The following is a 20,556-nucleotide window of genomic DNA, read 5'->3' as shown; positions in this document are numbered from 1 at the left end:
AGGCTGGGGGAGGGAGGGCGGGCGGGGGATGCCCGCCGCAGGCGCAAAACAACCCGCACACGACAACCCACCGCACCCAGACCCCCCCGCAGGGCTAGCGCACAGGCGTGAAGTCGCGCGCCCCGATGAACTCGGGCCGCCGCACAGGCGCCGCGAACGGCTCGACGGCCGTGTTCTCCACGCTGTTGAAGACGATGAAGACGTTGCTGCGCGGGTACGGCGTGATGTTGTCCCCCGAGCCGTGCATGCAGTTGCAGTCGAACCAGACCGCGGACCCGGGCTGCCCGGTGAAGAGCCGGATCCCGTGCCGGCCCGCCAGTTCCGTCAGGGCCGCGTTTGAGGGCGTGCCCGCGTCCTGCATCTGGAGGGACTTCTTGTAGTTGTCCTCCGGCGTCGCGCCCGCGCAGCCCAGGAACGTCCGGTGCGAGCCCGGCATGATCATCAGGCCGCCGTTGGTGTCGTGGTTCTCGGTCAGCGCGATGGAGACCGAGACCGCGCGCATACGGGGCAGTCCGTCCTCGGCGTGCCAGGTCTCGAAGTCGGAGTGCCAGTAGAAGCCGGAGGCGCCGAAGCCCGGCTTGACGTTGATCCGGCTCTGGTGGACGTAGACGTCGGAGCCGAGGATCTGCCGGGCGCGGCCTACGACGCGGGGGTCGCGGACCAGTTCGGCGAAGACCGGGCTGATCTTGTGGACCTCGAAGACCGAGCGGATGTCCTGGGACTTCGCCTCCACGATGGACCGCTCGTCCGCGCGCACGGCCGGGTCGGCGCACAACCGCTCCAGCTCGGCGTGGTAGCGGGCCACGTCCCCGGGGCCGATGAGCGCGTCGACGGGCAGGAAGCCGTCGCGGTCGAAGTCGCCGAGCTCGGACGGCTGGAGCGGGCCGCTCGTGTCGGGTCCGCCCCAGACGACCGGGTCCTGGCGCGGGGTCAGCACCTCGGCGGTGCCGCGGGTGGGGTAGAGGTCGGTGGTGGGGCCGGTCGTCGTCGCGGTGGTCATCGCTGGTCACGCTCCCTCGGTGAGCAGGGGGTAGACGCCGTTCTCGTCGTGCACCTCGCGCCCGGTGACGGGCGGGTTGAAGACGCAGACGAAGCGCAGGTCGGTCTCGGGGCGCATGGTGTGCCGTTCGTGGCCGTCGAGCAGGTAGAGCGTGCCGGGGGAGATCCGGTGCCTCTCGCCGGTCTCGTCGTCGGTCAGCTCGCCCTCGCCCTCGACGCACAGCACCGCCTCGACGTGGTTGGCGTACCACATGGAGGTCTCTGTCCCCGCGTACATCACGGTCTCGTGCAGTGAGAAGCCCACGCGGTCGTCGGCGAGGATGATGCGCTTGCTGCGCCAGGTGCCGGTCTCGGCGGTGACATCCCGTTCGGTGCCCTCGATGTCCTTCAGGGTTCGCACGATCACGGTGGGACGGTTCCTCTCGTCAGGCGGTCTCGCGGACGGAGCGGGCGAGGGTGCGCAGCCCCTCGTCGAGCTCTTCGGAGGTGATGGTCAGGGCGGGCAGCAGTTTGACGACCTCGCCGCGGGGGCCGGAGGTCTCCAGCAGGAGGCCCAGTTCGAAGGCGCGGGCGCAGACCCGGGAGGCCCGGCCGGGGTCGGTGAACTCCAGGCCCCAGACCAGGCCGCGGCCCCGGTAGCGGGCGCCGGAGCGCGGATGCTCGGCGCATATCTCGCGCAGGACCGCCTCGGCCTGCTCACCGCGCTTGAGGGTCTGCTTCTCCATGCTCCCGCCGTCCGCCCAGTAGGTGTCGAGGGCGGCGGTGGCGGTGACGAAGGCGGGGTTGTGGCCGCGGAAGGTGCCGTTGTGCTCGCCGGGCTCCCAGATGTCCAGTTCGGGGCGGAAGAGCGTCAGCGACATCGGCATGCCGTAGCCGCCGATCGACTTGGAGAGGGTCACGATGTCCGGCACGATGCCCGCCTCCTCGAAGGAGAAGAACGGGCCGGTGCGGCCGCAGCCCATCTGGATGTCGTCGACGATCAGCAGCATGTCGCGGCGCCGGCACAGGTCGGCCAGGCCGCGCAGCCACTCGGGACGGGCGACGTTGATGCCGCCCTCGCCCTGGATCGTCTCGACGATCACCGCGGCGGGCTGGTTGAGACCGGACCCCTGGTCCTCCAGCAGCCGCTCGAACCACAGGAAGTCCGGGACGCGGCCGTCGAGGTAGTTGTCGAAGGGCATCGGGGTGCCGTGCACCAGGGGGACGCCGGCGCCGGCCCGCTTCATCGAGTTGCCGGTGACGGCGAGCGCGCCCAGCGACATGCCGTGGAAGGCGTTGGTGAAGGACACCACGGACTCACGGCCCTTGACCTTGCGGGCCAGCTTCAGCGCCGCCTCGACGGCGTTGGTGCCGGTCGGTCCCGGGAACATCACCCTGTGGTCCATGTCGCGCGGGCGCAGGACGACGTCCTGGAAGCGTTCCAGGAAGGCGCGCTTGGCGGTGGTGCTCATGTCCAGGCTGTGCGTGATGCCGTCGCGCTCCAGGTAGTCGAGCAGGGCGCGTTTGAGTACGGGGTTGTTGTGCCCGTAGTTGAGGGCGCCGGCGCCGGAGAAGAAGTCGAGGTAGTCGTGGCCGTCCTCGTCGAAGATGCGGCTGCCCTGCGCGCGGTCGAAGACGGCGGGCCAGCCGCGGCAGTAGCTGCGGACCTCGGACTCGAGGGTCTCGAAGACGGACGTGGCGGGCGGGGTGATGGTCACCGTGCATTCCTTCTGTGGGGGAGGAGGAGTCGGGCGGGGACGGCCGGGTCAGACGAGGGGCCCGATGCGGTACAGGACTTCGGGCCGGTGGTCGTCGGGGAACAGCGCCGTGTCGAAGAGCACCCCGCGCTCGGTCCGCGCTCCGTGGCGGGCGGCGAAGGACGTGAACAGGCGGTGCGAGGCCTCGTTGTCCGGGGTGATCGTGGTCTCGACCTCGCGGACGCCGGCCGCGGCGGCCCGTTGTGCGAGGTCGTCGAGCATCGTGGCCGCGAGCCCCCGGCCGCGGTGCGCCTCGTCCACGGCGACCTGCCAGACGACGAGGGTTCGGGGGCGCTCGGGGCGGACGTAGCCGGTCACGAAGCCGATCGGTTCGCCGTGCGCCGTACGCGCCACCACGGAGGTGCCGGCGAAGTCCCGGCACCACAGCAGATAGCTGTACGGGGAGTTCAGGTCCAGGGTCCGTGAATCACGGGCGATGCGCCACAGTGCGGCGCCGTCCTCGATTCCCGGGGTGTCGAGCAGCAATTCCCTAGCGGCGGTCATGCGGAGACAACGTAGCGGGAGGAATTCCGAATTGCATGCCGCGTGGGCCTTGTGGCGTGTGGGCGCCACTGATATCAGGCGCGCGGAGGCAGCCGGGATGGGTTCCTTTGCCCGGACATTTCGGGGTGGAAGGGTGGTGTTGTGGGCTCGGTCACATCCTCGAAATCATCACGCGGTGTCGATGAAATCTTGGCGTTTGAAGCGGTGATCCCGGGGCAGGAGTGGAATGCGGAATACCTTCGGTGTTGCGCTGGACAATTACTCGGAATTTCCCCGCCGTCAAGCCGGTGTGGAATTCCGGATGCCGTATGCAAAGGGGCCGTCCCCGCCGTTCGCGACGGCGGGGACGGCCCCTGGGGAATGCGGTGCGGTCAGACCCGCCAGGCGGCCTCGGCCGCCGCCACCGCCGGCTCGGGGTCCGCCTCCAGGGCGCCGGCCAGCGTGCGCAGCGTACGGACGACCACGGCGGGGTCGGCGTCCCGGCCGTAGTGGTTGACCCGGATCATCTCCTTGGCCAGTGCCCCGCCGCCGGCGACCAGCGGGAGCCCCGGCTCCAGGGCCAGGGCGCGGGCGACCAGCCCGTCGGCGGCGACGCCGTCCAGGGTGCGCAGCGTCGTCGCGACCGGCGCGGCGTCCGCGTCCCGGTACACGTACGGCTCGACGGCGGCCAGCGCGGCCGCACCCGCCCGGGTCGCCGCCGCGGCGGCGCGGTGCCGGGCGATCACCGTGTCGAGTCCGGCCTCCTCGATCCGCTCCAGGCAGGCCTCCAGCGCCAGCATCTCCAACTGCGCGGGAGCGTGCGGCAGTGCCCTGCGCCCGGCGTCGATCCAGCGGTCCTTCCAGTCCAGCAACGACAGGTACGAACGGCGCGGCGCCGCGGGGTTGTCCGCCAGGCGCCGCCACGCCCGCTCGCTCACCGACACCGCCGACACCCCGGCGGGCCCGCCCATCGCCTTCTGGGCGCCGATCACGCACAGGTCCACGCCCCACGCGTCCACCAGCAGCGGCTCGGCCGCCACCGAGGCGACCGCGTCGACCATGAACAGCGCCCCGTGCGCCCGGACCACCTCGCCGATCTCCGCCACCGGGTTGGTGTTGCCGGTGGCGGCCTCCGCGTGCACCAGCGACACGAAGTCGATCTCCGGGCGGGCGGCCAGCGCCCGCTCGACGTCCCGCGCGCTCGCGGCGGCGTGGAAGGGCACCTCCAGGTCGACCACGGTGGCGCCCGCGTCCCGCAGCCAGTTGCCGAAGGTCTGGCCGTACGGCCCGGTCACCACGTTCAGCGCCGTCGAACCCGGCCGCGCCCCGCCGCGGATGCAGCCCTCCAGCGGCAGCAGGGCCTCGCCCTGCGTGATCACGACGTCCTGCTCCGTGTGCAGCAGCGCGGCGACTCTCCGCTCGATCGCGGCGAAGCGCTCGGCGGTCAGCGGGGGCAGGTCGAGCAGGGGGTGGGACACGGTGGCGCCGCTTCCTTCGTCGAGGGGGTGTACGGCCCGAGGGTATCCGGCGGCTCGTAGAGTGCTGACATGGCTGTTCGCGAGGCGTCGCAGGCGCTCCACATCAAGGGCCGCATCCTGGCCGGGCCGCAGGACGTCCGGGACGAGCTCTGGGTGGTCGGCGGGCGCGTCACCTATGAGCGTCCCGCCGGTCTCCGCGACCTCACCACCGTCGAGGGCTGGGCCCTGCCCGGGCTGGTCGACGCCCACTGCCACGTCGGCCTCGACCAGCACGGCCCCGTCGACCCGGGCACGTCCGAGAAGCAGGCGCTCACCGACCGGGACACGGGCACCCTGCTGCTCCGCGACGCGGGTTCGCCCTCCGACACGCGGTGGATCGACGACCGCGAGGACCTCCCGCGGATCATCCGGGCCGGTCGGCACATCGCCCGCACCCGCCGCTACATCCGCAACTACGCCTGGGAGATCGAGCCCGAGGACCTGGTCGCCTACGTCCGCCGGGAGGCCCGGCGCGGGGATGGCTGGGTCAAGCTGGTCGGCGACTGGATCGACCGCGACGCCGGCGACCTCACCGCCTGCTGGCCGCGCGGCGCCGTCGAGGCCGCCATCGCCGCCGCCCACGAGGAGGGCGCCCGCGTCACCGCCCACTGCTTCGCCGAGGACTCCCTGCGGGACCTGGTCGAGGCGGGCATCGACTGCGTCGAGCACGCCACCGGGCTCACCGAGGACACCATCCCGCTGTTCGCGGAGCACGGCGTGGCCATCGTCCCCACCCTGGTCAACATCGCGACCTTCCCGGACCTCGCGAACGGCGGCCAGGCCAGGTTCCCGCGCTGGGCGGACCACATGCGCCGGCTCCACGCCCGCCGCTACGACACAGTCCGCGCGGCCCACGACGCCGGTATCCGGATCTTCACCGGCACCGACGCGGGCGGCTCCCTCGCCCACGGGCTCGTCGCCGCGGAGGTCGCCGAGCTGGTCACCGCGGGCCTGCCCGCCCTCGACGCGCTCTCCGCCGCCACCTGGTCGGCCCGCGAGTGGCTCGGCCGCGACGGCCTCACGGAGGGAGCCTCCGCCGACCTGGTCGTCTATCCGGAGGACCCCCGGGCCGACGTCCGCGTGCTGACCGCGCCCCGGCGCATCGTGCTGCGCGGTCGCGTGGTGGGGTGAGGCATGGGCCACCGCATGCCTCCGCGCGCCCTTCCCGGGTCCCAACCGCCGCGGGGCTAAGGACTCCTGGCGGAGTTCCTCGCCTGGGCTTGGGACAACTACGAGGAGGAGGCCGAGGCGGGCGTCGCCGAGAGCATCGAGAAGGACTTCGAACTCCTCGACCGGTTCCGCGCGAGCGAGCCCGCCGCGCCGGGTGGCGCCGACGGCCCGGGCGCCCTCCCCGTCGCAGGCGGCATCGTGGTCGAGGACCCGCGCGACGTCGACCCCCGATCCTCGTGCTCGGTCCCGGGGAGGTCAGGGAGGCCGCGAGGTTCCTCGACGGGGGTGCCCTTCGACGCGCTGTGGGCATCCGGCGGGACGGCGGTCACGGCCGGTTTCCGGGGACGGGACGAAGCCCGGGTCCGTGACGAGGTCGTGAGGCCCCTGCACGAGGGGCTGCGGACCCTCCGCACCCGCGCCGCGGCCGAGGAGCACACAGTAGTGAAGTGCTCCTGGTTCTGAGCCCCGAATGATCCCAACGCCCCAATTCGGGTGATCCTGGGCGGGTTCGCCCCGTCCGTCCCCGCTCTGCGTGCTGCCATCGGTCCTACCGGAATCCGCAACGGGACGGGGAACGACCATGACCAGGCAGGGACCGCAGAAGTACCCGGGCGCCTCGCGAAGGTACTGGTACCAGGACGACTACGGCGGCGACGCGATGGAGGTCAACGCCCTCGTGCTGCACACCACCGAGGGCCGCAGCGTGCCGACGTACGGGGGCGGCGGCAGCGCGCCCAACCTGACGGCGAAACCGGACTTCGAGGACGAGAAGCTGGTCTGGTACCAGCACTTCGACATCGACATCTCCTCGCGCGCCCTGGTCAACCGGCCCGGCGGGGTGGAGACCAACACCCTCAACGTGTGCCAGGTGGAGCTTGTGGGCACCTGCGACCCCGAGCGGCACGAGGACTGGGGCACCGCCAACCGGCACATCTACTGGCCCAAGGCCCCGCAGTGGGCGCTGCGCGAACTCGCCGAGTTCCTCGCCTGGATGCACACCCACCACGGAGTGCCCCTGAAGGGGCCGAAGCTCTGGCTGCCCTACCCCCGCTCGTACGGGAACGCGGGCGGCCAGCGGATGACCGGGCGGGAGTGGAACGCCTTCCGCGGGGTCTGCGGCCATCAGCACGTGCCGGAGAACTGCGTGCACCCCGACACCCCGGTGCTCCGGGCCGACCTGAGCTGGGCGCGGGCGGCCGAACTGGCCGTCGGGGACGAGATCGCCTGCTTCGACGAGGAGGACGCCGAGGCCGCCGGGGGCGGGCAGGGGCGACGCCGGCTCCGCCGCGGGGTGGTCACCCGCAACGACCCCGCGCGCAAGGACTCGTACCGGGTGGCGACGGCTCGGGGCGAGGTCGTCGCGACGGCCGACCATCCGTGGCTGGTGCGGCTGCCGCACGGCGACGCGTGGGTGACCAGCCGTGAACTGACCCCGTTCAAGCACCGGATCGTCACCGTCGCCGACCGGCAGGGCGCCCCCGCGGGCGCCTGGGAGGGCGCCGTCGTCGCCGAGGTCACCGGCGAGGCGGAGGTGCTCGCGGTCGAGCCCCTGGGGGAACAGCCGATCGCCTCGCTGTCGACCTCGGCCCGTACCTACGTGGCGCGCGGGCTGCTGTGCCACAACTCCCACGGGGACCCCGGCGCGCTCGACTTCGCCAAGCTGCTCGAATACGCACGATCGCAGGTGTGACGCACGGGAACGCGTGTGCCGCAGGTTTCGAATACGGGGACGAAAACCACCCTTTGGAGTGAACCGGGCCCAGGCGGGTGCCGGTTCACTCTCCGTACGTAAATCATTACGGGGTCGAGGTCGCCCCGGCGAGCGCGCTGTCCCCTTCAGCGGCGCCGCGGCGACTCCATGACCATTTGGGGGTTTTCCACTGTGTCCAGCTCTCCCTTCAGCATGCCCGCGCGCCGTCCCGCCGCCGCGCTGGGGGCCGCCGTCGCGCTGACGGCGGGCGCCCTCGCGCTGGGGCCCGCGACCCCGGCCGCCGCGACCGGGGGGACCCACGGCTCGTCCGGCAAGGCCGGCGCGGTCGTCCTGCGGACCGGCCTGGACGTCTCGCTGCTCCGCAAGTCCGTCGACGTGCCGCTGAACCTGACGCTCAACGAGGTCCACGCACCGGCGAGCGCCGACGAGACCGCACTGACCGCCACCCTCGACGGGGTCGACCGCGGCAGGCCGTTCAGCGTTCTGCGCGCCGACGTCGCCACCGCCCGGGCCACCGTCGACCGCCACAAGGCGGAGGGCTACGCCAAGCTCGTCAAGGCGCGCGTCAACCTGCCCGGACTGCCGCTCCTCGGGCTCGTCAAGGCCGACCTGATCTCCGCCCGCGCCACGTGCGCGGCCGGTCGCAAGCCGGTCGCCGACGTCGAGATGCCCGGCCACGTCGTCGTCCTCGGCAAGCGCGTCGCCGTCTCGGCCGGCGGCACGACTCTGGTGAAGGTGCCCGGTGTGGGCGAGGTCCGCCTCGACCTCGCCAAGAAGACCGTCACCTCGCGCAGCGCCGCGGCCACCGCACTGGAACTGTCGGTGGAGGTGAACCCGCTCAAGCTCGGCGTCGCCGAGGTGAGCGGCACCGTCACCCTCGCCGGGGCCACCTGCGAGACCCCCCGCCGCGGCGGGCACGGTGGCGGCGGTGGTGGACACCACGGCGGCGGTGGCAACGGCGGCGGCGGCAACGGCGGCGAGGACTCCGGTGGAGGCGGCGAGGAGCCGCAGACCGGGGGCGAGTCCGAGCAGCCCTCGCAGTCCGCGGAGCCCACGCCGTCGTCCGAGCCCTCCGAGTCCGCGCGCGCCGAGCAGTCCCCGCAGGCCGCGCCCGCGGCGACCGGCGACCTCGCCGAGACCGGCAGCAGCTCCATGACCCCGTACCTCGCGGGCGGTTCGGTGCTGCTGTTCGCCGCCGGATTCCTCGTGATCCGCAAGACCCGCCGCAGGCCGGCGGCCGAGAGCGCCCGGGACTGACGACCCCGGGTCGACCCCAGGGGGCGGACCAGGGGTGAGGGGGGAAGTGGAGGGCGGCTGAGTGTCCGGAGCCGTCCTCCACGCGTTCTCCGCCGCCGCCCCGCGCCCCTCGCGCCGGTCTGCGAGCGTCTGAAAAGGGTACTTTCCACTACCCTGTTGGGAGTGTTCGCGCGCCCGTCGCGGACGGGGCCGGGGGGTCGCATGTTCGGGGGACGGTACGAATTACGGGCCCTGCTCGGCTCCGGCGGCATGGCTCGGGTCCACCTCGCGTACGACACCCGGCTCGGCCGGACCGTGGCCGTCAAGACGCTTCTGCCGGAGCTGGCCCGCGACCCCGAGGCACGGCGCCGCTTCGCCCGCGAGGCCCGTGCCGCGGCCGCGCTCAACCACCCCGGCATCGTCACCGTCCACGACCAGGACGAGGTGACCACGGACGACGCGGTCGTGCCGTACCTGGTGATGGAGCACATCGAGGGCCGCACCCTGGCCGAACTCGCCCGCGAACAGGCCCCGATGGAGATCGAGCGGGCCGTCCGCACCACCTGCGAGATCCTGGACGCACTCGCCCACGCCCACGCCCGCGGCCTCGTCCACCGCGACGTGAAGCCCTCCAACGTCCTGATCACCACCGGAGGCGCGGTCAAGGTCGCCGACTTCGGCATCGCCCGGGTCGTCCACTCGCTGTCCCGCATCACCGGCACCGGCTCCGCCATCGGCACCCCCGGCTACATGGCCCCCGAGCAGTGCGCCGGCGACTCCGTCGACGCCCGCAGCGACGTGTACGCGGTCGCCTGCATGCTCACCGAACTCCTCACCGGCACCGTCCCCTTCGCCGGGGCCACCCCGCTGTCGGTGATGTACGCCCACGTCCACCAGACGCCGGTGCCGCCCTCCGCGCGCAATCCGCTGGTGCCGCCCGAACTCGACGCGATCGTGCTCGGCGCGCTGTCGAAGAACCCGGCACTGCGCCCGCGCAGCGCCGCGGAGATGCGGAACGCCCTGAGCGGCTGGCTGGCCTCGCGGACCCCTCCCACGGGCCCGCCGGCCCTGCCCCCGCCGCCCGCGCGGCCCCCCGCCGTGCCCCACCCGGCGTACAACCCGCCCTCGTTCGGCCCGCCGTCCTACCCCACCCGGCCCGCCTGGGACACCCCCGTCCCGGGGCCCCGGCGCCGCCGCGGGGGCGTGGTGGCCGCGGTGACCGCGGCCGTCGTGGCCCTCCTGGTCACCGTGACGGTCCTCGTGGACCCCTTCGGCGACGATCCGAAGAAGCCCGTCAGCCGCACCGCCCAGGACCTGATCGCCGCCCGCAGGCCGACCGGCGGCTACAACGGCGCCCTCACCGGCGCCGTCAACCCGTCGACCGCCGGGGGCGGCACCCTCAGGCTCATCTCCGCCCATGCCCCCGACTCCCTCGACCCGGCCCGCACCTACTCCCCGATCGTGTGGAACCTCGGCCGCCTCTACCTGCGCAAACTCGTCGACTTCGCCCCGCAGCCCGGCGCCGCGGGCACCCGCCTCGCTCCCGACCTCGCCACCAGCACCGGCAGCATCTCCGACGGCGGCCGCACCTACACGTACACCCTCAAGGAGGGCGTCACCTTCGAGGACGGCACGCCGATCACCTCCCGTGACGTCAAGTACGGCATCGAGCGCACCTTCGCCAGGGACCTCTACCCGGGCGGCCCCACCCACCTGCGCGACCTGCTCGACCAAGGGCAGGACTACACCGGCCCCTACAAGGACACCGACCCCGACGGGCTCGGCCTCAAGAGCGTCGAGACCCCCGACGCCCGCACGATCGTCTTCCACCTCGACGCACCCTTCGCGGACTTCCCCCACGTCCTGGCGCTGCCCATGTCCTCGCCCGTCCCGAAGGCGAAGGACACCAAGGAGCACTACCAGGACCAGCCGGTCGCCAGCGGCCCCTACCGCATCGCCTCCTACGACGCCGCCGCCGGGCTGCGCCTGGTGCGCAACGACAAGTGGGACCCGGCGACCGACGCGATACGCACCGCCCTGCCCGACGAGGTGGAGCTCACCATCGCCGCGGACGCGGCCGCCGTGGACACCGCCCTGATGAACGGCACCGCCGACCTCGACCTCGCCCAGACCGGTCTCCAGGAGGCCACCAGGACCCGGGTCCTCGCCGACGACTCGCTCACGTCCCGCGTGGACCTCGTGCAGACCGGCGCCGTCCGCTACTTCTCCCTGCAGACGGCCGTCGCGCCCCTGGACGACTACCGCTGCCGCTGGGCCGTCCAGTACGCCACCGACCGCAGCCTGCTGCGCAACGCCCTGGGCGGCCAGGACGCGGGCGACGTCGCCGGCGGCATGCTGCCGCCGACCATCGGCGGCCATGACCGGCACCTCGACACCTATGGCACCGTGAGCGGCGGCTCCTACCCCGAACAGGCCCGGCGCTTCCTCGGCGAATGCGGCCGCGCCAAGGGGTTCAGCACGGTCGTCGCCGTGTCCGGCAGCGACCCGGCCGCCCGCAAGGTCGCGCAGTCCCTGGCCGGCCAGCTCGCCGAGGTGGGCATCAAGGCGACCGTGCAGACACCCGACGCCGCCGACTTCTACGCCGCCCTCACCGACCAGCAGCAGATCAAGGACAAGGGCTGGGGCATCGTCTTGACCACCTGGCAGTCCGACTGGCCCTCCCCGGCCGGATTCCTGCGCCCGCTGCTGCTGCCGGACAGCCCCAGTAACTACGCGGGCCTGGACGACCGGGAGATCAACTCCCTGATGAACGAGGCCGACTCCGAGCCCAGCCGCAACGCCGCGGACAACCTCTGGCGCACCGTCGACTCCACCGCCCAGGACCGCGGCACGCTGCTGCCCTTCCTCTACGACCGCCGCCTCAACTACCGCTCCGACCGCCTGACCAACGCCTACGTCCACCCGGCCCTGGGCGGCCTCGACATCCAGGCCCTGGGGGTCAAGGGCTGAGCCGGGGTGGACCCGCTCCCTGGGCTCGCCCGGCGGCTCCGCGTCAGCCGTCGAGCGCCTTCGACAGCGCGGTCGCGAAGCGGTCGGTCGTGGCGGGGTCGCGGACGGCGATGCGGAGCCAGTCGGGGGAGAGCCCGGGGAAGGTGTCGGCGCGGCGGACGGCGAAGCCGAGTTCGCGCAGGCGGGCGCGGACGGAGGCCGCGCCCGGCAGGCGCAGCAGGACGAAGGGGCCGCGGGCCGGGCCGGCGACCTCGACGTCGGCGAACTCGGCGAGCCGGCGCAGCAGGTGCTCGCGGTCGGCGGCGGTCCGGCGGGCCGCCTCCTCGGCCTCCGCCAGGGCCGCGGGGGCGCAGCAGGCCTCGGCGGCGGTGAGGCCGGGCGCCGAGACCGCCCACAGGGGCTGGGCGCGGCGCAGCGCCGCCACGCGCTCGGGGTCGCCGAGGACGTAGCCGACCCGCAGGCCCGCCAAGCCCCAGGTCTTGGTGAGGCTGCGCAGCACCACCAGGCCGGGCAGGTCGCGGCGGGCGGCGACGCTCTCGGGCTCGCCGGGCACCGCGTCCATGAACGCCTCGTCGACGACGAGGGTGCGGCCCGGCCGGGCCAGGCGGGCGAGGTCCGCCGCGGGATGCAGTACGGAGGTGGGGTTGGTCGGGTTGCCGACGACCACCAGGTCGGCGGCCTCGGGTACCGCCCACGGATCGAGGCGGAAGCCGTCCGCCGCCCGCAGCACGACGCGGTGCACAGGATGCCCGGCGTCGCGCAGGGCCGCCTCCGGCTCCGTGAACTGCGGGTGGACGACGACCGCGTGGCGGGCCCGGGTGGTGCGGGCCAGCAGGACGAACGCCTCCGCGGCACCCGCCGTGAGCAGCACCTCCTCGGCCGGGCGGCCGTGGCGGGCGGCGACGGCCCGGTGCGCGGCGCGGTCGTCCGGGTAGCCGGCCAGCCCGTCGAGGGTGGCCGCGAGGCGTTCCCTGAGCCATGGCGGGGGTGTGCCGGCGCGCACGTTGACGGCCAGATCGGTGAGGTCGCCGCCGCCGTCGCGGACCTCGGCGTCGCCGTGGTGCCGCAGATCGTGCTCGCCGTCACCGTCGCCGGGCTCCGGCCGCCCGCCGCCGTCGCGCGCCGGCGCGTGCCGCACCTCGACCTCGGGGCGCGCCTCTGCCCAGCCCTCCGCCTGCTGCGCGACCCGCTCCTCCAGGGCCGCGTCCGCCGGGAAGCCGGTCAGCACCACGATCCGCCGGGCACCGAGCCGCGCGCAGCGTTCCAGGCCCGCGGGGACGTCCGGCGCCGCCGTCGTCAGGAAGGCGCTCTCCACGCCCGCGTAGCCCCGGCCCTCCCACAACAGCCGTGCGGAGCGGGCCACTTCGGCGTTGTCCGCGGCCTCGGGGGAGCCGGCGCCGACCAGCAGCACCATCGTCGCCGCCCGGTCCAGGGGCGTACGGCGGCCGCCGCCGAGCGCGGCGTCGACGCGCCGCTCCAGCACGTCCTCGGGCCGGTTGATCACGGTGCCGTCTCCTCCGTCGTGCCGTGCGTGCCGTGCTCGGGTGTACGGTGCCGGGCCACCGCCGCGGTCGCCCTCGCCGTACCGCCCCCGGGGGCGGACTTCCTCTTCGGTACCAGCAGTTCGCCGCCGGGCGCGGCGGCCAGCGCCGCCGCCTCCGCCACGGAGGGTGTGCCGACCGCGGCCAGCGCCGCGCCCGAGGGGCTCGGCACGTCGACCGCCGCCAGCGTACGCGCGTCGTACGTCACCAGGGGAACGCCCAGCCGCTCGGCCGCCGTGACGAGGCCCGGCTCCCCGGCCTTGCCGTCGACGGTCGCCAGCGCCGTGACGGACGCCTCCGGAAGTCCGGCCTCGGCGAGCACGGACCGTACGAGCGCGAGCACTTCGGCCCCCGTCACACCGCGGGCCGCGCCCACACCGACGACGACGCTCACGAGGGCGCGCCCGCCCCGCCCGCGCAGGAGGCGACGAACCGCCGCGCCAGGGACGGCTCCGCCGCCCAGTGGACGTGCAGGTACGACGCGTGGACGCCGCCCCGCACGAAGCCCTCCACGCGCCGCTCCGGCCGTGTCAGGCCCCAGGCGGGGGTGGCGCCGGCGGCGGGTTCCACGACCGTGCGGTGGAACTCGTGGCCGCGCACCCGGGTCCCGGCGGCCGCCAGCGCGTTGTCGGCGATCGCGACCGCCTCGCGGTAGCCCAGCGTGAGCCGGTCCGACATGCGGGCTGTGGTGTCCAGCACCCCGCACATGGGACGTCCGTCCAGTTCCCGCCCGAGGTAGAGCAGGCCCGCGCACTCCGCGGTCACGGGACCGGCGAAGGCTCCGACGGCCTCCCGCAGCGGTTCGTTGGCGGACAGTTCGTGGGCGTACATCTCGGGGAAGCCGCCGCCGATGACCAGCCCCTCGGCACCGGACGGCAGCCGCTCGTCCCGCAGCGGGTCGAAGGTGACGACCTCCGCTCCCGCCGCGTCGAGCAGTTCGAGGTGCTCGGCGTACGAGAAGGTGAACGCCGCCCCGCCCGCCACCGCGATCACCGGCCGGGTGCCCGGCGCGGCCGCGCCGGCGGCCGCCTCCCGAGGGTCCCAGGGCTCGTCCGCGAGCGGGGGAGCGCTGCGTGCCAGGGCCAGCAGCGCCTCCATGTCGCAGCCCTCGCGCACCCGGGCGGCCAGCGCCCGCACCGCGTCGACGGCGTCCGCGCGCCGCTCCGCGACCGGGACGAGGCCCAGGTGCCGGGAGGGCGTGCCGACCGTGGTGTCGCGCCGCAGCGCGCCCAGCACGGGCACGCCCGCCCCGTCGAGGGCGTCGCGCAGCAGTTCCTCGTGCCGGTCGGAGCCGACCTTGTTGAGGATGACGCCGGCGACCCGCACCCGCGGGTCCCAGGAGGCGAAGCCGTGCACCAGCGCCGCCACCGAACGGGACTGCGACGAGGCGTCCACCACCAGCACCACCGGCGCCCGCAGCAGCTTCGCCACATGCGCGGTGGAGGCCAGCTCACCCATTCCCGAGGCGCCGTCGAAGAGCCCCATCACGCCCTCCACGACCGCCAGGTCGGCCCCCCGTGCCCCGTGCAGGAACAGCGGCGCGATCCGCTCCGGGCCGCACATGTACGCGTCCAGGTTGCGGCCCGGACGGCCGGTGGCCAGGGCGTGGTAGCCGGGGTCGATGTAGTCGGGGCCCACCTTGTGCGGGGAGACCGCGAGCCCGGCCTCCGCGAAGGCGGCCATCAGACCCGTGGCGACGGTGGTCTTGCCGCTCCCCGAGGCGGGGGCCGCGACGACGAGCCTGGCTACCACTCGATGCCCTTCTGGCCCTTCTGGCCGGCGTCCATCGGATGCTTGACCTTGCCCATCTCGGTGACCAGGTCCGCGAAGTCCAGCAGGGGCTGCGGGGCGTTGCGGCCGGTGATGACGACGTGCTGCGTGCCGGGCCGGTCGCGCAGGACCGAGACCACCTCGTCGGTGTCGATCCATCCCCAGTGCAGCGGGTAGGCGAACTCGTCGAGCACGTACAGCCGGTAGGTCTCGGCCGCCAGGTCGCGCTTGACCTGCTCCCAGCCCTCGCGGGCGGCGTCCTCGCTCTCGGTGATGTCCCGCTGCACCCAGGACCAGCCCTCGCCCATCTTGTGCCAGGCGACACTGCCGCCCTCGCCGGAGGCGCCGAGCACGCGCAGCGCCCGTTCCTCCCCGACCTTCCACTTGGCGGACTTGACGAACTGGAACACCCCGACCGGCCAGCCCTGGTTCCACGCCCGCAGCGCCAGCCCGAAGGCGGCCGTCGACTTCCCCTTGCCGGTGCCGGTGTGCACCATCACCAGCGGCCGGTTGCGGCGCTGACGGGTCGTCAGGCCGTCCTGCGGCACGACGCTCGGCTGTCCCTGTGGCATTACGCGGCCCTCCGTACATCCCGTACCAGTGCCGCGACGCTGTCCGCGCGCAGCTCGTCCAACGTCACGGCGGTGCCGTGCAGTTCGCGCGCCAGCTCGCCCGCGAGCCCCAGCCGCACCGGGCCGGACTCGCAGTCCACGACCACCGAGGCGGTGCCCTCGGCCGCCAGCAGCCGCGCCGCGCGCCCGGCCGTGCGCACCGGCTCGGGGCCGCCGGTCGCCCGGCCGTCGGTGACCACGACCAGCAGCGGGCGGCGCGAGGCGTCCCGCAGCCGCTCCACGCGGAGCACGTCGTGGGCCTTCAGCAGCCCGGCGGCCAGCGGGGTGCGGCCGCCGGTGGGCAGCCTGTCCAGGCGGGCCGCGCCCGCCTCGACCGACGAGGTCGGCGGCAGCGCCAGCTCCGCCGTCGCGCCGCGGAAGGTGATCAGCCCGACCTTGTCGCGCCGCTGGTAGGCGTCGAGCAGCAGCGACAGCACCGCGCCCTTGACCGCACTCATGCGCTGCCGGGCGGCCATCGACCCCGAGGCGTCGACGACGAAGAGCACCAGGTTGCCCTCGCGTCCCTCGCGGACCGCCTCGCGCAGGTCGTCCCGGCGGATCACCAGGCCGGGGCCGCCGCGCCCGCGCGCCCGCTGGTGCGGAGCGGCGGCGTGCACGGTGGCGGCCAGGTGCAGTTTGGTCAGGGCGCCCTGGGGCCGCCGCGCGCCCGTCGTCCTGCCGTGCGCGGTACGGGCCCGGGATCGGCGGCCCGCGGCGCCCTCGCCGAGGCCGGGAACGGTCAGGGCGCGGGCCTTGAACGGCTCGGCCGCCGGCACCGCGGCCCGTTCGCCCACGCCGCCCTGCGGCGCCTGCGCGGGCTCGGGCTGGGCACCGGAGTCCGCAGGCTCCCTGGGCGGGGCGATGTCGGGCGCGGTGTCCGGGGCGCCGTCGTCGCCCTGGGGCAGGCGCCCGCCGCCGTCCGGTCCGCCGCCGTCCGGGCCGGGGTCCGGGTCCGGGTCCGGGGCGTCGTCCCCGCCACGGTTGCGTTCCAGGGTCTCGTCGAGCTTGTCCTCGTCGAGGCCCGGCGCGTCGAAGGGGTTGCGGCGGCGCCGGTGCGGCAGCGCGAGCAGCGCGGCCTGCCGCACGTCGGCGTCGGTCACCTCGGTGCGCCCGTCCCAGGCCGCGAGCGCGGTCGCCGTGCGCGCCATGACGATGTCCGCGCGCATCCCGTCCACCTCGAAGGCCGCACAGGTCGCGGCGATCTGGCGGAGCGCGCCGTCGCCGAGCGAGACCGACGGCAGCAGCGCCCGTGCCGCCGCGATGCGCTCCCGCAGCTCCCGCTCCTCGCCCCGCCAGGCGGCGGCGAAGCCCGCCGGATCGGCGTCGTAGGCGAGGCGCCGCCGGACGACCTGCACCCGCTCCTCGGTCTCCCGTGACGCCGCGACCTCCACCGTGAGACCGAAGCGGTCCAGCAACTGGGGCCGCAGCTCGCCCTCTTCGGGGTTCATCGTGCCGACGAGCAGGAAGCGCGCGGCGTGACGCACCGAGACGCCCTCACGCTCGACGTAGGAGGCGCCCATGGCGGCCGCGTCCAGCAGCAGGTCCACCAGGTGGTCGTGGAGCAGGTTGACCTCGTCCACGTACAGCACGCCGCGGTGCGCGTCTGCCAGCAGCCCCGGCTCGAAGGCCTTCACGCCCTCCGCCAGGGCCCGTTCGATGTCCAGGGCGCCGACGAGGCGGTCCTCGGACGCGCCGACCGGCAGCTCCACCATGCGCGCCGGCCGGCTCTCGCGGCCGGCGTCGGGGCCGTGCGGCCCGTCCGGGCACGCCGGGTCCGCTGCCGCCGGGTCGCAGCCGAAGCGGCAGCCGGGGACGACCTCAACGGCCGGCAGCAGCGCCGACAGCGCTCGCACGGCGGTGGACTTGGCGGTGCCCTTCTCACCCCGCACCAGCACACCGCCCACCGCGGGGCTGACCGCGTTCAGCAGCAGCGCCAGCCGCAGGTCCGCCATCCCGACGATCGCGGTGAAGGGGTAAGGGGTGCTCACGCGGCCTCCTGGGTCGAACGGACGTTGCGGCGGTGCTCATCGGGGACGGCCCGGCTCCGGGGCCGCGACAGGCCGCTCATGGCGCCCCCGGGGGGACGAAGGGCAGCCCCGCAGGGGGGCCCTGCTCGATCAGGCGGAGCAGCGCGCCGGTGTCGGCGTGCTCCTCGATCAGGTCGCCCAGCCGGTCCAGCTGCTCCTCGCGGAGCGCGCCGAAGGCGGTGCCGGGGGCCGGGACGAAGCGCCGCCCCGCGGCCTGCGCGACGCGGCGCAGGAAGGCGCGGCGGAAGCCGTCGCTCTCCAGGGAGCCGTGCCAGTGGGTGCCCCAGACCGCGCCGTTGCGGCAGCCGTCCAGGAAGGGCTCGTCGCCGCCGCGGACGTCGGCCACGCCGTGGTGGATCTCGTACCCCTCGACCGGTTCGCCGTACGCCTTCCCCGAAGGCCTGGCCAGGGTCTTCTCCATGGCGAAGCGGACGCGCGCCGGCAGCAGCCCGAGCCCGGGGACCGTACCGGCCCGCGACTCGACATCGTCCTCGATCGTCTCGGCGAGCATCTGGAAGCCGCCGCAGATCCCCAGCACCGGACGCCCCTCGGCGGCCCGGCGGACGACCGCGTCGGCCAGACCCCGCCGCCGCAGCCACTCCAGGGCCTTGACCGTGCCGCGGGTGCCGGGCAGCACCACGAGGTCGGCGTCGGCGAGCTCCTCCGGCCGGTCCACGAAGCGGACGAGGACACCGGGCTCGGCGGCGAGCGCGTCCACGTCGGTGAAGTTCGACATCAGCGGTACCGCCGCGACCGCGACCCGCAGGACGTCCTCGCCGTGCGGCGGCGCCGTGTCCGACTCCCGGACGCTGCCGCGCAGCGACATCCGCAGCCCGTCCTCCTCGTCGATGCCGAGACCGTGCCGGAACGGCAGCACCCCGTAGAAGCGGCGTCCGGTCAGCCCGCGCAGCATCTCAAGACCCGGCTCCAGCAGGGACACGTCGCCGCGGAACTTGTTGACCAGGTATCCGCAGACCAGTTCCTGGTCCTCCGGGGCGAGCAGCGCCGTCGTCCCGAAGAACGAGGCGAAGACCCCTCCCCGGTCGATGTCGCCGACCACGACCACCGGGAGCCGGGCGGCCCGCGCCAGGCCCATGTTGACGATGTCGCCCCGCCGCAGGTTGATCTCGGCCGGGCTGCCGGCGCCCTCGCAGATCACCGCGTCGTACCGCCCGCGCAGCTCCTCCAGGCAGCCGGTGACGGTCTCCAGCAGCTCCGCGCGGCTCCCGTTGTGGTAGCCGCGCGCACTCATCTCGCCCACCGGGCGCCCCATCAGGACGACCTGGCTCGTCCGGTCCCCGCCGGGCTTGAGCAGCACCGGGTTCATCAGGGCCGAGGGCTCCACGCGCGCGGCCTGGGCCTGCATCGCCTGGGCGCGGCCGATCTCGGCGCCCTCGCGGGTCACGTACGAGTTCAGCGACATGTTCTGCGCCTTGAACGGCGCCACGGACACGCCCTGCCGCGTCAGCCACCGGCAGATCCCCGCCGTGACGATGCTCTTGCCGGCGTCCGACGTGGTCCCCGCGACCAGCAGGCCCCCGCCCCTCATGAGTCCCTCCTCCGGGCGACCGCGCCCCACGCCAGGCGCCCGCCCACCGCGACCGCCAGCGCCAGCGCGCCGACCCGCCGCGACAACCGCGCCGCCCGTTCGATGTCCCGTACCTCCACCGGCCGGTTCCCCGCCCCCAGCACGGGCCGGTGCTCCACCCGCCCGCCATAGGCAAGCGTCCCCCCGAGGCGCACGCCCAACGCCCCGGCGAACGCGGCCTCCACCGGCCCCGCGTTCGGGCTGGGATGCCGGGAGCCGTCCGTGCGCCAGGCCCGCCACGCCCCCCGGGGGTCGGGGCCGGCCAGCACCGCGAGCGCGGCGGTCAGCCGGGCACCGGGGTAGCCGGCGACGTCGTCCAGCCGGGCCGCGGCCCAGCCGAACCGCCGGTGCCGCGGCGACTTGTGACCCACCATCGCGTCCAGGGTGTTGACCGCCCGGAAGCCCACGAGCCCCGGTACGCCGCCCAGCGCGCCCCACACCAGGGCCCCCACGACGGCGTCCGAGGTGTTCTCCGCGACGGACTCCACCACCGCCCGGGCCAGTTGCGCCTCGTCCAGCGCCTGCGGGTCGCGGCCGCACAGATGGGGCAGCCGCTCGCGCGCCGCCTCCATGTCACCGGTGGACAGGGCGGCACCGACGGTCCGTGCCTCGCGTACCAGGGAGGTCCCGCCGAGCACGGCCCAGGTCGCCGCCGCCGTCAGGGCGACGGACGCCGCTCCGGAACGGCGCACGGCACGCTGGAGCCCGGCCGCGGCCGCCACCGCGCCGCCCGCGCACAGGGCCGTGTGGAGGGCGCCGCGACCGCGGTGGTCGCGCCACAGCGCCCGCTCCAGGCGGGCGGCGGCGCGGCCGAACACCGCCACGGGGTGACCGCGGCGCGGGTCGGCGAGGGCCAGGTCGGCGAGCCAGCCGAGGGCGGCGCCGGTGGCGAACGCGCACGGCGCCGCGACGCCGGTGCCGGGTGAACGGCCGGAGCCGCGCATCACAGGAGTCCTCACTCAGGGTCCGCGCCCTGGTTCGACGTGACCGGCGACGAGAGTCTCCTGGCTCCCGGATCGGCGGCACCCCCGGCCTTCCAGCCCCGAGTCGGGGCCGTGGCCATGGGCGGGGGTCCGCTCCCCGGTGACAGTGGCGGGACCGCGCCGGATTCGCACCGGACTTCCTCTCCTGCCGCCGTTTGGCGGTTCCGATACCACCACGCCCCGCTCCGGCCCGTCAACTCATCGCGACAGCCTG

Annotated in this window: 16 protein-coding genes and 1 riboswitch; of the genes, 4 read left to right on the top strand and 12 right to left on the bottom strand. The window is 74.6% G+C overall.

Features of this window, described 5'->3' with window-relative positions; translation table 11 throughout:
- Nucleotides 1-94 precede the first annotated feature (94 nt).
- The 5 genes from thpD to PV342_RS17780 all read right to left on the bottom strand — a co-directional run bounded on the left by thpD (nt 95) and on the right by PV342_RS17780 (nt 4,696).
- Nucleotides 95-1,000 (bottom strand): ectoine hydroxylase, encoded by a 906-nt coding sequence (gene thpD, locus PV342_RS17800; RefSeq protein WP_400801884.1) that lies wholly within the window; start codon nt 998-1,000, stop codon nt 95-97.
- A 6-nt stretch (nt 1,001-1,006) separates the two neighbouring features.
- Nucleotides 1,007-1,405, bottom strand: a complete 399-nt coding sequence (locus PV342_RS17795; protein WP_400801882.1) for an ectoine synthase — start codon at nt 1,403-1,405, stop codon at nt 1,007-1,009.
- Between the two features lie 19 nt (nt 1,406-1,424).
- Nucleotides 1,425-2,696, bottom strand: coding sequence for a diaminobutyrate--2-oxoglutarate transaminase (gene ectB / locus PV342_RS17790; RefSeq protein ID WP_500317837.1), 1,272 nt, complete (start codon nt 2,694-2,696; stop codon nt 1,425-1,427).
- Between the two features lie 48 nt (nt 2,697-2,744).
- Nucleotides 2,745-3,239 (bottom strand): diaminobutyrate acetyltransferase, encoded by a 495-nt coding sequence (ectA, locus tag PV342_RS17785; RefSeq protein WP_386997017.1) that lies wholly within the window; start codon nt 3,237-3,239, stop codon nt 2,745-2,747.
- Nucleotides 3,240-3,610: 371 nt separating this feature from the next.
- Entirely contained in the window at nt 3,611-4,696 is a 1,086-nt protein-coding gene (locus PV342_RS17780; protein WP_500317835.1) for a pyridoxal-phosphate-dependent aminotransferase family protein, read from the bottom strand.
- 69 nt (nt 4,697-4,765) lie between these two features.
- Here PV342_RS17780 and PV342_RS17775 point away from each other — a divergent pair, with 69 nt between their 5' ends.
- The 4 genes from PV342_RS17775 (at nt 4,766) to PV342_RS17760 (ending at nt 11,822) form a co-directional block, all read left to right on the top strand.
- Nucleotides 4,766-5,866, top strand: coding sequence for an amidohydrolase family protein (locus PV342_RS17775; protein ID WP_500317833.1), 1,101 nt, complete (start codon nt 4,766-4,768; stop codon nt 5,864-5,866).
- 619 nt (nt 5,867-6,485) lie between these two features.
- Nucleotides 6,486-7,595 (top strand): Hint domain-containing protein, encoded by a 1,110-nt coding sequence (locus PV342_RS17770; RefSeq protein WP_500317831.1) that lies wholly within the window; start codon nt 6,486-6,488, stop codon nt 7,593-7,595.
- 213 nt (nt 7,596-7,808) lie between these two features.
- Nucleotides 7,809-8,873, top strand: coding sequence for an SCO1860 family LAETG-anchored protein (locus tag PV342_RS17765; protein WP_500317889.1), 1,065 nt, complete (start codon nt 7,809-7,811; stop codon nt 8,871-8,873).
- A gap of 201 nt (nt 8,874-9,074) precedes the next feature.
- Nucleotides 9,075-11,822, top strand: coding sequence for an ABC transporter substrate-binding protein (locus PV342_RS17760; RefSeq protein WP_500317829.1), 2,748 nt, complete (start codon nt 9,075-9,077; stop codon nt 11,820-11,822).
- 43 nt (nt 11,823-11,865) lie between these two features.
- Here PV342_RS17760 and cobC read toward each other — a convergent pair whose 3' ends face one another.
- The 7 genes from cobC to PV342_RS17725 all read right to left on the bottom strand — a co-directional run bounded on the left by cobC (nt 11,866) and on the right by PV342_RS17725 (nt 20,303).
- Nucleotides 11,866-13,236 (bottom strand): Rv2231c family histidinol phosphate aminotransferase CobC, encoded by a 1,371-nt coding sequence (cobC, locus tag PV342_RS17755; protein ID WP_500317887.1) that lies wholly within the window; start codon nt 13,234-13,236, stop codon nt 11,866-11,868.
- Nucleotides 13,237-13,322: 86 nt separating this feature from the next.
- Nucleotides 13,323-13,757, bottom strand: coding sequence for a cobalamin biosynthesis protein (locus PV342_RS17750; protein ID WP_400801871.1), 435 nt, complete (start codon nt 13,755-13,757; stop codon nt 13,323-13,325).
- Nucleotides 13,754-15,115 (bottom strand): cobyrinic acid a,c-diamide synthase CobB, encoded by a 1,362-nt coding sequence (locus PV342_RS17745; RefSeq protein ID WP_500317827.1) that lies wholly within the window; start codon nt 15,113-15,115, stop codon nt 13,754-13,756. The genes PV342_RS17750 and PV342_RS17745 overlap by 4 nt, the downstream gene beginning before the upstream one ends.
- Nucleotides 15,109-15,705, bottom strand: a complete 597-nt coding sequence (cobO, locus tag PV342_RS17740) for a cob(I)yrinic acid a,c-diamide adenosyltransferase (RefSeq protein WP_026251293.1) — start codon at nt 15,703-15,705, stop codon at nt 15,109-15,111. Before cobO ends, PV342_RS17745 begins: the two co-directional genes overlap by 7 nt.
- Nucleotides 15,705-17,732, bottom strand: coding sequence for a putative cobaltochelatase (locus PV342_RS17735; protein ID WP_500317825.1), 2,028 nt, complete (start codon nt 17,730-17,732; stop codon nt 15,705-15,707). The genes cobO and PV342_RS17735 overlap by 1 nt, the downstream gene beginning before the upstream one ends.
- 76 nt (nt 17,733-17,808) lie before the next feature.
- Nucleotides 17,809-19,320 (bottom strand): cobyric acid synthase, encoded by a 1,512-nt coding sequence (locus tag PV342_RS17730; protein ID WP_500317824.1) that lies wholly within the window; start codon nt 19,318-19,320, stop codon nt 17,809-17,811.
- The gene (locus PV342_RS17725) at nt 19,317-20,303 is read right to left on the bottom strand and encodes a cobalamin biosynthesis protein (protein ID WP_500317823.1); all 987 of its coding nucleotides are present in this window, start codon (nt 20,301-20,303) and stop codon (nt 19,317-19,319) included. Before PV342_RS17725 ends, PV342_RS17730 begins: the two co-directional genes overlap by 4 nt.
- Nucleotides 20,304-20,357: 54 nt before the next feature.
- Nucleotides 20,358-20,484, bottom strand: a riboswitch (cobalamin riboswitch).
- Between the last annotated feature and the right edge of the window lie 72 nt (nt 20,485-20,556).

The organism is Streptomyces sp. PA03-3a (assembly GCF_033792735.1).
Classification (GTDB): Bacteria; Actinomycetota; Actinomycetes; order Streptomycetales; family Streptomycetaceae; genus Actinacidiphila.
Note: the sequence above shows the minus strand (reverse complement) of the source record. Positions and strands in the feature narration are given on the sequence as shown.